Raw genomic sequence first — 13280 nt, 5'->3', positions numbered from 1 at the left:
TCATAGCCCGTGTAACAGACGAAGCGCATGAAGCAAAAGGCAATGCCGGCCTGGAGTACGCGAAGCGCCTGGTGAACAAATACAATATTACCAGCGCCGGCAGGGAAACCTCTATAGAGCTGTACTATGCCATGCCTGCCGCCGACAGGCTGAATAACAGGAAAATAGACGATTGGCGCAGCCTGTTCCGTAATGAGCCGCCTATTTCCCCTTATGAGGAGTTGAAACGCAAAAACGAGCAGTTGCAGGAAATGGCGCAAAAGCTGCAGGAAAGCGAAAGCCAGTATAAAGCCCTTACCGATACCCTGCCCATTATTATATTTTCACTAAACCTCCGGGGCGAGCTGATTTACGCCAATGAATGGCTATGCCGGTTTACCGGCCAGTCTGCCATGCAGCTGAACCAAACCAAATGGAAGGCGGTAGTGCACCCCGCGGATTATGATGCCTTTAGCCTGCTGATGACGGATAAAATTACCTCCGGCGCCGCTGCCATTAAAGCGCAATGCAGGCTGCGGCATGTGCAGGAAGATGAGTATTACTGGCACCTGGCCGCCATCTCACCCCTGAAAGATGAAAAAGGAGAGCTGCTGTACTGGATCGGTTACCTGGTAGATATTCATGCGCAAAAGGTGGTGGAAGAAACCCTGCAGGATAACAAGGAACTACAGCAGGCGCAGGACCGGCTCAAAGAAAACCAGGCCTTGCTGGAGGATAACATCTCTGAGCTGAACCGCAGCAACCAGGAGCTGCAGCAGTTTGCCTTTGTAGCCTCCCATGACCTGCAGGAACCGATCCGCAAGATCAGCTTTTACACGGATTACTTTTTGAATAAATACGTTGACAGGATTGACGATAAGGGCCGGGATTACCTCAAAGGCATGCTGTCCGCATCCCATCGCATGCGTAATCTTATACATGATTTGCTGGCTTTTTCCCAGGTAGAGAAAAAGCAGGTGGAATACCGGCATATTAACCTGAACCATGTATTGCACGATGCCCTGCAGGACCTGGAGATCATGATCCGGGAAAAGGACGCCAGTATTGAAATACCCGTACTGCCTTCCATAGATGCCGATGAAAGCATGATCCGGCAGCTGTTTGGCAACATTATTAACAACTCCCTCAAATATTCCAAAAAGAACCTGCGCCCGCTGATACAGGTAACGCACCGTTTAAATACGCATTACCTGGAAATATTTATTAAGGATAACGGGATCGGGTTTGATGAGAAATACCTGCCCAAAATGTTTACGCTGTTCCAGCGCCTGCATACAGATGATAAATATAAAGGTACCGGTTTGGGACTGGCAATTTGCAGAAAAATTGTTGCTTTGCATAACGGCGCCATAACGGCCTCCGGTAAAGAAAATGAAGGCGCCACCTTTAAGATAACCTTGCCTGTCAACCAATAATCTATGTACCTATGCAAACAGCGTATGCGAAAATACTGATGGTGGATGACGACGCGGAAGACCGCCAGATCATAAAAGATACTTTTGACGACCTGGGATATGGCGCCGTAATCCATTTTGAGGAAAACGGGGAAGAGGCCATCAGGTACCTGCACCAGTGCGTACAGCAGGGCAACATTCCCTCCCTCATTATCCTGGACCTGAACATGCCTAAAATGAACGGTACGCAAACCCTGCGTTTTCTAAAGGAGGAGATTGCGTTTGCCGGCATTCCTGTTATTATTTTTTCCACCTCCCTGAACCCCATTGAACGGGATGAGTGCCTGGCCCTGGGCGCGTACACCTACATCATAAAACCGGTTTCCTATACGCAAACGGTAGATGTAGTAAAGCACTTTTATAATTTATGCAGCCAGCTAAACCAGGCGTAGGTTTTCCCCGTAGCAGCGGCGCTATCTGCCCAGCCATCATCCTATTTTATACCTGGCAATAGGTTTTGTGTGTATTTTTATCCAATTATGAAAATTAATTGTGCTGTTAGTGCAATTATTAGGGGGGCTGTTAGTGCTATAAGCGTTTCTTGCACCCTTATTCGTTAACGACTTGTTTTCCTGCATATGAAAAAACTGGTATTATTGCTTGGCGCACAGGTGTGCCTGTATACTGCCATCCAGGCCCGGCAAACGCCCCAGGCGCATCCCCCGGCAGATGGCGGCAATCTTGATTACGTAGATCCTACTATTGGCAACGTAGGCCGGCTGCTGGAGCCTACCCGTCCCACGGTTCAGTTGCCCAACCAGCTGATACGCATGGCCCCTGACCGTAAAGATTTCCTGGATGACCAGCTTTCCGGCTTTCCGCTTACCATTGTATCTCACCGCATGGGAGAGGTTTTTTCCCTGAAACCCATGATAAATGCGCTTACAAAGCACAGCTGGAATAAGCGCCTTACCTACGACCAGGAAATTACCCGCCCCTGGTACTACAGCACCTGGCTGGTAGATGATGAGGTGAAGGTGGAGTTTGCGCCCGGCGTAAAAACAGGGATATACCGCTTTACCTTTCCCGCTGTTCCGGACAAAGCCATTTTGCTGGATGTGTATAACGGCGGGCCTTCTGCATACCATTTTTTATCCGGCAACACGCTAACCGGTATGGAAACCTACCATGGCGATATAAAAGTGTATATGTACGGGCAGTTCAGCACTGCAGCCCTCAGCACCACTACTTTGCAGAACGGCCAGATGGCTGTTGGCACGCAAACAATTGGTGGCCGCGGCAGGGCGGTTATTAAATTTCCGCCTGCAACCAAAGAGGTGACGTTTAAATACGCCATCAGCTATGTAAGCCCGGAGCAAGCCAAAAAGAATTTTGAGGAAGAGATCAGCAGGCAAACCTTTGAGTCGGTAGCCGCCAATGGTAAAAAGCTGTGGGCCGCCGCTATGGGGCAGATAAAAGTAGAAGGCGGCACCACCGCGCAGCGGCGCTCTTTTTACACGGCCCTGTACCGCTGCTACGAAAGAATGGTGAACATTACAGAAGACGGGCAGTATTACAGCGGTTATAACAAGCAGGTAAATAAAGACACCCGCCCTTTTTATGTGGATGACTGGTCATGGGACACTTACCTGGCCCTGCACCCGCTGCGCATGATCATTAACCCCAACGTGGAACAGGATATGCTGCAATCTTATGTGCGCATGTACGAGCAAAGCGGCTGGATGCCTACCTTTCCCGTGCTGTATGGCGATCATGCCTGTATGAACGGCTTTCACTCATCCGTAATATTCCTGGATGCCTACCGCAAGGGGCTGCGCAATTTCGATGTGCAAAAGGCCTATGAAGGCATGCGAAAGAATGCTACCAGCGCTACCATGCTGCCCTGGGAAAACGGCGACAAAACCCCGCTGGACGATTTTTACCATGAGCATGGCTACTTCCCTGCACTGCATCCCGGCGAAAAAGAAACAGAACCCAAGGTACACGACTTTGAAAAACGGCAGGCAGTAGCAGTTACCCTGGGCGGCAGCTACGACGACTGGGCCGTGGGCCAGCTGGCCAAAGACCTGGGTAAGCAGGACGATTACACGCTGTTCTCAAAAAGAGGCATGAACTATAAGAACCTGTGGAACAACGACCAGCAGTTTTTTTTACCCAAAGATGAAAAAGGCAATTGGATAGCTATAGATCCCAAGTTTGACGGAGGTATGGGCGGCCGCGATTATTATGACGAAAACAACGGCTGGACCTATATGTGGCAGGTGCAGGAAGATATACCCGGCCTGGTAGCGCTCATGGGCGGCAAAGCCGCTTTTGAAGCCCGGCTGGACCAGCTGTTCCGCGAAGGGCTGGGCCGCTCCAAATACGCTTTCTGGGCCAAGTTTCCCGATGCCACGGGCCTTATAGGGCAGTACTCTATGGGCAATGAGCCCAGCTTTCATATACCTTACCTGTACAACTTTACAGATGCGCCCTGGAAAACGCAGAAGCATATACGCCAGCTGCTGGACGTATGGTTCAAGGATAATATTTTTGGCGTGCCGGGTGATGAGGATGGCGGCGGCATGATGGCCTTTGTGGTATTTTCGTCCATGGGCTTTTATCCTGTTACGCCCGGCCTGCCGGTGTACACCATCGGCAGCCCTGTATTCAGTAAGGTAACCATTGACCTGCCCAATGGCAAACAGTTTACCCTTACCGCGAAAAATTGTTCTGCAACCAATAAATACATTCAAAAAGCCACGCTGAACGGAAAGCCGTTAAACACGCCCTGGTTTACGCATGAGCAGCTGGTAAACGGTGGCCGGCTGGAGCTGGAAATGGGCCCTGTGCCCAACAAAGCCTGGGGTGCGGCAGCGCATTCATAAAAACAAGTGCCCCGCAGCATAACCGCGCGGAGCACTCGTACATCATACATACCAACAATACTAAAGCCCTGACCCGGAAAAGGTCAGGGCTTTAATATTACTTTAACACAATCATCTTCCTTATGCTTAAAGATATGGTATCCATGGGCGGCTTCCTGTAAAGGCAAACGGTGTGTAACAATATCATCCAGTATCACCTTCCCATCCTCCACCAGCTTAAACAGATCGTCAATATAATTGGTAACATTGGCCTGGCCAAAGCGTATGGTAAGCCCCTTGTCAAATATCCTGTGAACAGGAAAATTATCAAAGGGGCTACCATATACGCCCACCACTGTAACTATACCTCCTCTTCTCACGGCTTTAAAGCAAAGCTCCAATACCTTATCGGTTCCCTTTTCCACGTTCACTACTGCTTTTACTTTATCCATGAAAGATCTTTCTGCTTCCATGCCTACGGCATCCACGCATACATCGGCGCCACGGCCGCCGGTCATGCTGTAAATGGCCTCCACCACATCGGTATCATTAGGATTAATGGTTTCAACCTTGTTGCGCAGCTCCGCCATGTGCAGGCGGTACGGCAGCGGGTCCACGGCAATTACCCGTCCGGCGCCCCTGATCCAGGCGGCCTTTTGCGCCATCAGCCCAACTGGCCCTGATCCGAATATTACTACGGTTTCGCCGCCTTTCAGCTGCGCCCAGTCAATAGCCGACCACCCGGTAGGAAAAATATCCGTAAGAAAAAGCACCTGGTCGTCCGTGAGATTTTCCGGCACTTTGCGCGGGCTTACATTAGCATAAGGCACCCGTACATATTCCGCCTGTCCGCCGGGGTACCCGCCATACAAGGCCGTATAGCCGAATAAGCCGCCGCCCTTGTTGTTCATCAGGTTGCCTTCAGGGCCGTAATACTCCGGGTTGGAATTTTCGCAGGCAGTGGGCAGGTCATGCGCGCAAAAGTAGCAATGCCCGCAGGCGATGGGGAAAGGCACTACTATACGGTCGCCTTTACGCAGGTTGGCAACGCCTGGCCCGGCCTCCGCTACAATACCCATAAATTCATGGCCCATGATCAGGTCTTTGCCCTGGGGTATAAAGCCATCATAAATATGCAGGTCTGATCCGCAAATGGCAGTAGCGGTTATTTGTAATATTACATCGTCCGGCGCTTTTATAACGGGGTCCGGTACATTATCAACGCTAATATCACCTGGTTTATGAAATACGGCTGCTTTCATTGCGCTTGTTTTAATAACGGGCTGATGCCTTGGCTGCAAGAGCGTTTAGCAATACCTGTTCTGCAAGCAGCAAAACAAATTATATACCATGGGAAGATTAATAGAGAGCGTATAGCCGGCGGCCGGCAAAGCGGGAAAATAAATGCGCACTGCTATGGGGAGCCCGGCTGATGGCTGCTATTGCAGGCGGGGCATAAAAAAGGCCGTCTGCCAATGCCTGTGCGCTTCTGGAAGACGGCCTTTGTGGTTGGTATGGCCGTGCTGTTACTGCTGCGGCGAAGTTTGGAAAGAAACCTTATCCACCACCACGTTCAGCTTTTTTAATACGGATTTATCGGAGCTTACTTTTTTATCGCCGGTTACCTGGTCATACTGTTTGGGATCGCCGGTATTGATGGCCTTCAGCTGCAGGTATACGCCTTTATTGGCCATGGCGCCGCCTTCCCAGCTGTCTATCAGACCGCCGTTGGTCCATTCAAAGCCGTTGATGCTGAAAGGGCGGCCGTTGATCTTGTTGAGCTTTTCCAGCGGGTCGCCGGGCTTAATGCCAAAGGGCGATTTCCATTTGGAGTGCTCATGGGCAAAGGTGATCACCTTGCTTTTATCATCTTTAAAAACCACCTGCATTTCATTATCGGTGTCGGGGAATATATAGTAACCGGTGCCCAGGTCATTGCCTTCCAGGTCCTGGGCCGGGCGGGGCACCACATGCTCTTTACCATACATTGCTTCCAGCTGCTCGGGGCTGTTTACGGAAAATATATTACTTACGTCCCAGTTGTACGGGTCTGCAGCCGGTGTTGCAGGTGCCGCGGTTGTTGCGGCTGTACCGGCTGCCGGCTGGGTGCCGCCTTCGGCAGTGGTTTGCCCTTCGGCAGTGGCGGCAGCGGTAGCGGCTGCGGTCGCAGGGGCGGCATTGGGCTGCGGGTAAGCAAATTCGCCGGACCTTATAAGCGCGGCTTTTTCCTCTGCCAGCGCTTTGGCTTCGCCCTTAAACTTATTTACAGTATAGGTGGCCAGCGGGTATACGGTGTTGGTGGGCAGGCCCATGTTGCGCAGGTTAGCTATCAGCTGCTGGCGGTTACCATCGCTGTACTGGTACACGTATTTCAGGGCTGCATCCAGGGCCGCGGGGTCCTTTTTCAGCTCCGTCATGGTTTTATCTATCTCAAGGCCGCCGGCGCCGCTGCGCAACATCTGGTCGGCTACAAACACCATCAGGGAGTCTGTTTTCTGCTGAAACCTGGCTGCTGCTTTGGTAGAAAATTCTTCGGCCGCTTCGTCTGACAGTTTGGTTTGCGCAAGGGCAACCAGTGGAAAAATGAGCACGGCCAATACTAAGATCCTTTTCATGGGTGAGTGGATTGAATAACAGATAATCTAACTAAGGTATAACGTTTCCGTACTCACTAAATTATGCAATATTTCCGCGCGGCCCGTTTTATTATGTGCCAGCCTTGCCTGCAGGCGCCTTTTGGCGGCAAAGGGCCGTTGGCCGGTTGAAGAATAAAGGAACGGTTATAAAGGATGGCCGGCAGCCGGGGGGAAGGAGCAGATTTGCCGGAAAGATAACAGCTGCCTGTAAGCCAGGGAGTAAGGTAATAGCCAGCGTTACCTGTAAAAGCGCTCCCCCGGCTCCAGCATTAGCACCACGCCCCGGTTATGCTCCTCTATCCACCCCTGTAAAAAGGTGGCCTTATCAACCTTTACCAGCCCCTTTTCCGGGTCGGCCAGCAATATTTGAGCGCCGGGTTGCCGGCTGTTGTAGTCCTGCGGCGGTATTACCACAAAATGATTGCGGTTCCATAATACAATGCAGGGCAGCGGTGTTTCCTGGTCAAGCTGCTCAAAGGTAACGGCAGCGGCCAGGGTGGTAAAGCCCATTTGTTCTGCCGCCAGGCGCAGGTGCAGCAGGGAGGCGCCTTCATGGTCAAGGCCCACCAGCTGCTCCAGGCTTTGCGGCGTATAGGTTTTACCGTAGTGCTGCGCTACCATGCGCAGGCAGGTAGGGCCGCAGTCCGTATACGCCAGCTGTTTATATATTGGAAAGTCCATGCCCGCTGTGTACCTGCTGTTGTTGTTTTTTCTGGATGGCCATCTGCGACTCATAGTAACGGCTCAGGAAATGATAGATCACCAGCTCGTGCTTGCGCTGGTTGGATAGCAGCATGCGGTTCAGGAACATATGTATGTAGCTTGAGAGCTGCCCGTGCACCGGCGCCGCGGCATTTTTCAGCGCAGCAGTGTTGCGCATGGAGCGCAGGGTAAATATGGCAATCACCTCCTCAATACCATTCTCTGCATCCTGTGCCGGTTGTAAAAAGCTGCCCAGCTGCCGCATGTGCTCCCGGTGCTTGTCATTCAGCTGGGTTTGCAGGGCTTTGTCGCCCCCGAACTCCTGGAAGAAGCTTTGCTGCATGCGCTTGAGCAGTGCGGCTTTGGCCGGCAGGTTATAGCCGGCGTCCTGCAGCAGCATGTCTATGCCGCGGGCGGCCAGCAGCCAGCGGTAGCTTTCGCCCTCTTCCCCCTCCAGCAGGTCTATGCAGTCTACCACAGCCTGGCTGTCGTAATAAAAAAGCGCTTCGCTCAGCTCCATGGTAGCGGCGCCGTAGCGTTCAATTTCCCGCTCATAGGTATCGGTTTGCAGCTTGTGTACAGCACCGCCGGCTGTTTCCGGTTGCAGGGCGGTGTATAGCTTTTCCAGCACTGTTTTCCAGAAATGCTTGTCGGTACCGTGGTGGAAGCGAACACGTATGTGGTGTTCCGGATCGCTGTAGCGTAAAAAGAACCACTGGTCAATAGTGCCTGCTGCCAGCAGCTCCGCTGTTAAAGGTCTTATAATGGTTTTTAAAATGCGTTCCGCGCTGCTGGTACCGCAATAGATTTTTACGTATAGCCATTCACTGCCGGTAATAAAACGCCGGACGGGCAGCGGTTTTGCAGCGGGCAGTATTGCCGGTACGGAGGCGGGTTGCGCCGTAGCAGCCGTGCGCTCCAGTGGAATAATCACCTCATTGGTATAGCTGCCTTGCGCGCCGGTTACCCAGCTGAGGTCTGCAGTGCTTAAAAATTCCTGCAGCCTTACCTGCTCTTTTTTAATGAGCGTGGTGGCCAGCAGCTGTATGCAGGCGGCATTATCCATATCAATAAACAGCTCGTTATCACCTTCTGCAATTACCAGGTAGCGGGGCAGGCGCCATTGGGCGCGTATTTTCCCGAACAGGGCGGTGTAGTCGGCCTGCCGGTGCTTATCGGCCAGCTCGGGATAATCTTTTTTATGCAGCAGCCAGGTGCATTTGCTCAATATGATTTTGCCATAGCGCACGCGGGGCAAAAACGGTTCCCGGGCCAGGTGCTCCCAGCTCCAGTGCAGGCCGGTGTGCAGTTGCTGGAACTGCAGGTCGCACAGGAACTTGTACGCCGGCAGCCCCGCAGCGCGGTAGTTATGTGCGGTGCTTAACCGGGGTATAACGCGTTTGTTCAGCTTTTTAGAGCGCAGCACAATGGTATTCTGCTGCACGCTTACCACCAGGTCTGTAAGCGGCAGCTGGTGCGACTGCGGCACACTGCCATTGCCCAGGTACACAATCTCATAATCGCGCAGCTGTGGGCGCAGCAGTATGTTGCCGGCGCGCGCTTCGGGCAGGTGTATCACTTCTGCATACACGTAATCGGGGTGCTGTGCGGCTTCTTCCTGCAGGCAGGCTTTTACCTTTTCAGTAAGCATGGCGTCGCCGTGGCAAAACCGGCCCAGCAGGTTGCCGGCAGAAGGGCCGTGGCAGGTGCTCAGCTCAAACAGGTAATCGCCGGCATCAATGGCTGCAGCGCTTTTCCCCAGCAGGGTGCCCATCAGGTACAGGCTATGCGGCAGGTCCGGCGTATCGGTTTCTTTCAGCTCATCCAGGTCTTTATCCGTTAGTATGATTTCGGTTTGATGGTTGCGCAGGCAGTTGTGCAGCTGCTTTAGCTGAAACTCCTGCAGCTTGCCCCAGGAAATGGAGTTGCTGCCGCCGGCGCCTTTCTGCACAAAAATGTCATCTACCAGGGGCGCATGATCTGCCTGTCCGCCGGTGTGGCCGGCGTAGCCAATGCCTGCTTCCGCATCCAGCGCAATGTTCAGCGGTATTTCCTGCTCTTCGTACCGCTCGCGGAAAGCCTGGGCAAACTGCTGCAGATCCGGGTTGTTGTTACGTTGCGCCAGCTTCCACAACGGAATAATTTCCTGCTGTATATTACTAATAACAGCATGGCTCAGGGTATTGCGCCGGGTGGCAAGGAACAGGTCTGTTTGCACCAGGTCTTTGCTGTTGGTATCGGGCAGCAGCTGTTTTACCAGCGCGTGTGTTTGCAGGTATTTATCAATGCTGGTGCCGGGCAGCTGCAGCAGCTGCCGTATATTTTGCAGGGCTGTTGTAATAGCCGCTGTGTTTTGCAGGGTGGCCAGCCGGTGAATAAGGTGGTTAAAAAACTCTTCGCCCGTAACTGTGGGTTCCAGCTCGCTTACCAGCAGCTGGCTGTCAATAAGCTCCTGTATAAATTCACGGGCTTCTGCTTCGGTTATATCATTGCTTACAATGCAGTTTGTAAGCTGGGCAATGGTAGCGCCGTTTTGGGCCGTAGCCAAAACAGCGTCCAGGTAATCGGTACAATTTACAGAGGTAAGGTCGTAGTGCCGGAACTTATTTTTTACCGTAAAGGAAGCATAGCGGTAAGCATTGCCTGCACGGTACAATGAGTTGTTAGGTACAAAGGTGAGCTGTTGCTGTATTTCCGGCTGCCGGGTGATCATGTCGGCCAGCTCCGCTACATAGTTCATATCCAGGCGGCAGTGTTTCTTATGCTGCTCAATGGGCGCCAGTTCCACGCCGGTGGCGCCGGCAATGGCGCCGGTAGCGCAGCCGGCAAACAAACCATAAGGGGTGCAGCGGGTGCACATTCTTAATATATAGCGGAACAGCGCCGCAACCAGCTTGTTCACTTCTTTTTCGCCTGTAATAAGGCCCTGCTGCCACTTCTGCAGCTCCTGGTATAGTTCCGGTGAGGCAATGTAAATGGCTTCCAGCAAATAGGGGTGGGTAAAGAGCTCCTTCACCCGGCTATTCAATGCAGCGAGGGGAATATCATTAAACTGATCAAGGAATTGCAGGGGTAACAGCGGGGTTCTGACCAGGTAAAAATCTTTAGCAGCTATCATAACGCTATCATTAAAAAAATGAAAATTAGCGCATTTGCCCAAAGCCATGCATCCCCTTAAACAGGGATATTTTAATCTTATCTACCTGCAAAAATCCGGCAGCGCCTGTAAAAATCCCCTTTTTACATGAGTAGGGCGACTTTTAATTTTATTTACTTTTAGCTATACCGTAATTCCACTGACGCTAAATTTCACTACCATGAAAACAGCACCCTCAAAAAAATTACCCCTGCAAAAAATTAAGATCGCCTCTTTCAGCAAAACCCGCGCTGTACCCAAAGAAGCCTACATCCGTACCATAGAGGTTTGTACTACACCCGGCGATACGGTTTGTTTCAGCGACTTTGTTGCCTGCAACACGGCGCTTTGCCAGTAACTACTGCACCGATTCATTTTTTATTTTATAATGCTAAAACTGTAAGCCATCATGAAAAAAAGCATGGAAAAAAAACTGACATTGGGCAAAATTAAGATTGCCAAATTAAGCCAAACAGAACAAGCTGCCAGAAAAGGAGGCTTCAGGCCTACCTACACCGGCTGCAGCCTTTACAAATGCCCTCCGCCCCCGGAAAGGGAAAATTGATCTTAAAAAAGGATGTACCATGAAGAAACAACCTTTAAAAAAACTGCACCTGGCAAAGATCAGGATTGCCGGTTTGAGCCGCTCCAAACAGGAAATGCTTAAAGGCGGCGAAGCAGCGTTGCTTACTTTTATGAACACCTGTAGTGTGGCATGCCCCACGCGGCTTTGTGTTACACCCCCGCCGCCGGAGCAATAATTGTTGTGCTGCGGGAAACCTCCCGAAGTGTTTACGCTTTAATCATTTGAACATGAAAAAGAAGCCTTCACGAAAGCTGGAACTCGCAAAGACCAAAATAGCTGCCACATCTTCCATTAAGATCAGCTGCATCAGCACCACTGCGCACCTGCGCAGCGGTGACTCCTGCATTTTTTAACGAGTTGTTTGTATAAGAAAGTTCGCTGTTTATAAAACGGCGAACTTTTTACTTGCACAACATCATCTAAAAACGAAAACCCGTATTCAAATGAAAAAGCAAACTGCAAAAAAATTAAGTCTTGGTAAGATCAGGATCGCCAGTTTAAGCAACGGCAAACAGCAGCTGCTGAAAGGCGGGCAGGCACACAAAAGCGCGCAATGCATCTCCTTCCCCATATCCTGCCTGAGCCAGGGCGCAGAGATCTGCAGCGACGATTCCTGCCGGTATTAATAATTAAACAGGCATTTTTTTTATTATCTAAACCGTGTCAATTATGAAAAGAAGATCAGAAAAAAAGCTGAGCCTGGGCAAAATTAAAATTGCCAGCTTAAGCAAATCCAAACAGGAAATGCTTAAAGGCGGCATGGCCCTTACAGCAGGTACCTGCAGCGTATTATGCAGCCTGCGTATATGCACCGATAACATTAGCCAGGGTGCGGAAATTTGCAGTGAAGACTCCTGCCGTTTTTAGCAACGGGCTGCCTGTAATATCATGTTGTACATGCGGGCAGCTGCCGATACATTTTTATTTTCAGTAAATTGGTAACGGCCCCCCGTGTCGCGGGGGGCCGTTCACTATCTAAGCTATGAACAACCAAATAAAACAGGCTGGCAAGGTTTTACAGCAAATAAACCCTTTACTGGACAACTTTATTCAACAGGATAGTACCCCCGGTTTATTAAGCGGCTACACCGGCTGCGCCTTATTTTACGCGTACTATTACCTGCTTACCGGAAAAAGGAAACACCTGCAGCAGGTGCATAGGGTTATGCTTAAAAGCATACAGGCCCTTTCCGAGCAGGAGATGATGCTATCCCACTGCAGCGGCATTTCCGGTATTGCCTGGTGCATACAGCACCTGATACAGGCTGGCTTTGCAGAAGGCAACGGTATGCAGGATATTTTTGAGGAAGCAGATGAAATACTTGGCAACTTTATGGAAGAGGACCTGCGTGATAACAATTATGATTTCCTGCACCAGGGGCTGGGCACTGCATTGTATTTCCTGGAGCGGCTGCCGCACCCTGTTGCTGTAAAATACCTGGGCGCTGTAGTGCAGCAGCTGGATAAAAGCGCGGTGGCGGATGCGCAGGGCATACGCTGGAAAGATTATTTTTCCCGTACCAGCCGGCAGGAGCAGGCCAATGGGCAAAGCTGTTTTAACCTGGGCCTGGCGCATGGCATGCCGGCCATTATCACCATCCTGGGCATGATATATGAAAAAGGTATTGAGGCGGCAACCGCCCGCCGCCTGCTTGAAGGCAGCCTGCAATGGCTGCTGGCCATACAAAACCAGCCTGCCGCGGGTATTACTTCTATTTATCCACCCATGGTGGGCGAAGCCAACGACGCCATTAACGGCGCGCAAAGCCGCCTGGGCTGGTGCTACGGCGATTTAAGCATTGCCATTACGCTATGGAATGCCGGTGCACGCCTGGGCTGCACCGATTACCAGCAGGCAGCCTACCGCATTTTTGAGCATAGCCTGCAGGTGCGTAATGTAACAAACGGCAGCGTGTACGATACGTGCCTGTGCCACGGCAGCGCCGGCATTTCACATAT

The 13280-nt window shown here is 51.4% G+C and carries 14 protein-coding genes; 10 read left to right on the top strand and 4 right to left on the bottom strand.

What is annotated here, in order from left to right:
* The 3 genes from VFS25_RS07700 to VFS25_RS07690 all read left to right on the top strand — a co-directional run.
* The coding region (locus tag VFS25_RS07700; RefSeq protein ID WP_326461547.1) for a PAS domain-containing sensor histidine kinase at window positions 1–1415 on the top strand (1415 nt) is incomplete at its 5' end.
* Window positions 1416–1426: 11 nt separating this feature from the next.
* Window positions 1427–1846 carry a response regulator gene (locus VFS25_RS07695; RefSeq protein ID WP_326461546.1) on the top strand — a complete coding sequence of 140 codons (420 nt, stop codon included), beginning with the start codon at window positions 1427–1429 and terminating at the stop codon, window positions 1844–1846.
* 186 nt (window positions 1847–2032) lie between these two features.
* Window positions 2033–4282, top strand: coding sequence for a GH92 family glycosyl hydrolase (locus VFS25_RS07690; RefSeq protein WP_326461545.1), 2250 nt, complete (start codon window positions 2033–2035; stop codon window positions 4280–4282).
* 83 nt (window positions 4283–4365) lie between these two features.
* Here the strand turns inward: VFS25_RS07690 and VFS25_RS07685 are convergent, their stop codons facing one another.
* From VFS25_RS07685 to VFS25_RS07670, 4 genes are all read right to left on the bottom strand, one after another.
* Window positions 4366–5523 carry a zinc-dependent alcohol dehydrogenase gene (locus VFS25_RS07685; RefSeq protein WP_326461544.1) on the bottom strand — a complete coding sequence of 386 codons (1158 nt, stop codon included), beginning with the start codon at window positions 5521–5523 and terminating at the stop codon, window positions 4366–4368.
* A 264-nt stretch (window positions 5524–5787) separates the two neighbouring features.
* Window positions 5788–6876: a hypothetical protein gene (locus VFS25_RS07680; RefSeq protein ID WP_326461543.1), complete on the bottom strand. Its 1089-nt coding sequence runs from the start codon at window positions 6874–6876 to the stop codon at window positions 5788–5790.
* Between the two features lie 258 nt (window positions 6877–7134).
* Window positions 7135–7578, bottom strand: a complete 444-nt coding sequence (locus VFS25_RS07675) for a cysteine peptidase family C39 domain-containing protein (protein WP_326461542.1) — start codon at window positions 7576–7578, stop codon at window positions 7135–7137.
* Window positions 7559–10717, bottom strand: a complete 3159-nt coding sequence (locus tag VFS25_RS07670) for a lantibiotic dehydratase (RefSeq protein WP_326461541.1) — start codon at window positions 10715–10717, stop codon at window positions 7559–7561. The genes VFS25_RS07675 and VFS25_RS07670 overlap by 20 nt, the downstream gene beginning before the upstream one ends.
* A gap of 199 nt (window positions 10718–10916) precedes the next feature.
* On the opposite strand from VFS25_RS07670, the gene VFS25_RS07665 reads away from it, so the two are divergent.
* From VFS25_RS07665 to VFS25_RS07640, 7 genes are all read left to right on the top strand, one after another.
* Entirely contained in the window at window positions 10917–11093 is a 177-nt protein-coding gene (locus tag VFS25_RS07665; RefSeq protein ID WP_326461540.1) for a hypothetical protein, read from the top strand.
* A 51-nt stretch (window positions 11094–11144) separates the two neighbouring features.
* Window positions 11145–11300, top strand: a complete 156-nt coding sequence (locus VFS25_RS25335; protein WP_414647706.1) for a class I lanthipeptide — start codon at window positions 11145–11147, stop codon at window positions 11298–11300.
* A 19-nt stretch (window positions 11301–11319) separates the two neighbouring features.
* Window positions 11320–11496 (top strand): hypothetical protein, encoded by a 177-nt coding sequence (locus VFS25_RS07660; protein WP_326461539.1) that lies wholly within the window; start codon window positions 11320–11322, stop codon window positions 11494–11496.
* Window positions 11497–11548: 52 nt separating this feature from the next.
* Window positions 11549–11674, top strand: coding sequence for a hypothetical protein (locus VFS25_RS07655; protein ID WP_326461538.1), 126 nt, complete (start codon window positions 11549–11551; stop codon window positions 11672–11674).
* A gap of 90 nt (window positions 11675–11764) precedes the next feature.
* Entirely contained in the window at window positions 11765–11947 is a 183-nt protein-coding gene (locus VFS25_RS07650) for a class I lanthipeptide (RefSeq protein WP_326461537.1), read from the top strand.
* A gap of 43 nt (window positions 11948–11990) precedes the next feature.
* Entirely contained in the window at window positions 11991–12188 is a 198-nt protein-coding gene (locus VFS25_RS07645; protein WP_326461536.1) for a class I lanthipeptide, read from the top strand.
* Window positions 12189–12303: 115 nt separating this feature from the next.
* Window positions 12304–13280 (top strand): lanthionine synthetase C family protein (locus VFS25_RS07640; protein ID WP_326461535.1); only part of this gene is annotated, 977 nt, incomplete at its 3' end.

The sequence above is a fragment of the Chitinophaga sp. genome, assembly GCF_035761305.1.
GTDB lineage: Bacteria > Bacteroidota > Bacteroidia > Chitinophagales > Chitinophagaceae > Chitinophaga.
The sequence above is the reverse complement of the archived record's forward strand: the minus strand, read 5'-3'. Positions and strand labels throughout refer to the sequence as shown.

Coding starts and splice junctions, on each gene's coding strand:
- VFS25_RS07650 (WP_326461537.1), top strand. CDS start 11,765: ATGAAAAAGCAAACTGCAAAAAAATTAAGTCTTGGTAAGATCAGGATC.
- VFS25_RS07645 (WP_326461536.1), top strand. CDS start 11,991: ATGAAAAGAAGATCAGAAAAAAAGCTGAGCCTGGGCAAAATTAAAATT.
- VFS25_RS07670 (WP_326461541.1), bottom strand. CDS start 10,717: ATGATAGCTGCTAAAGATTTTTACCTGGTCAGAACCCCGCTGTTACCC.
- VFS25_RS07660 (WP_326461539.1), top strand. CDS start 11,320: ATGAAGAAACAACCTTTAAAAAAACTGCACCTGGCAAAGATCAGGATT.
- VFS25_RS07665 (WP_326461540.1), top strand. CDS start 10,917: ATGAAAACAGCACCCTCAAAAAAATTACCCCTGCAAAAAATTAAGATC.
- VFS25_RS07695 (WP_326461546.1), top strand. CDS start 1,427: ATGCAAACAGCGTATGCGAAAATACTGATGGTGGATGACGACGCGGAA.
- VFS25_RS07685 (WP_326461544.1), bottom strand. CDS start 5,523: ATGAAAGCAGCCGTATTTCATAAACCAGGTGATATTAGCGTTGATAAT.
- VFS25_RS07690 (WP_326461545.1), top strand. CDS start 2,033: ATGAAAAAACTGGTATTATTGCTTGGCGCACAGGTGTGCCTGTATACT.
- VFS25_RS07680 (WP_326461543.1), bottom strand. CDS start 6,876: ATGAAAAGGATCTTAGTATTGGCCGTGCTCATTTTTCCACTGGTTGCC.
- VFS25_RS07655 (WP_326461538.1), top strand. CDS start 11,549: ATGAAAAAGAAGCCTTCACGAAAGCTGGAACTCGCAAAGACCAAAATA.
- VFS25_RS25335 (WP_414647706.1), top strand. CDS start 11,145: ATGAAAAAAAGCATGGAAAAAAAACTGACATTGGGCAAAATTAAGATT.
- VFS25_RS07675 (WP_326461542.1), bottom strand. CDS start 7,578: ATGGACTTTCCAATATATAAACAGCTGGCGTATACGGACTGCGGCCCT.